Below are 380 nucleotides of genomic sequence, written 5' to 3' on the forward strand. Positions count from 1 at the left end.
GAATCATACTGATTTTCCGTTACAAATGATTATTGATGAATTTAAAGGTGGAACAAAATCATTTTCCTTTAATGATGATGAAATCAACAATTTGTTAACTTATGAATATGGTCAAAAACATACATTCTCAATACTAGCACTACTTTATCCAAATTTAGATTTTCGAAATAAATTCCATTTAGATCATATATTTGCAAAGAGCTTATTCACAAAAAGAAATTTATCTAAAACAGGTGTTTCTCAAGATAATTTAGAGTTTTACTTTGAGCATGTTAACTCTATTGCAAATCTTCAACTACTAGAGGGAATTCCAAATATAGAAAAATCAGATAAGGACTTTGAAGAATGGTTCAATGAAACATTCAAAGATGGTTCTGCAA

The 380-nt window shown here is 27.6% G+C and carries 1 protein-coding gene; it reads left to right on the forward strand.

Annotated features, from left to right (window positions below; translation table 11 throughout):
* A partial coding sequence (locus AC1DWA_RS33755) for a GmrSD restriction endonuclease domain-containing protein (RefSeq protein WP_477917902.1) occupies window positions 1–380 on the forward strand: 380 nt, incomplete at both ends.

The sequence above is a fragment of the Rhodococcus sp. P4_F3_2 genome (assembly GCF_056401335.1).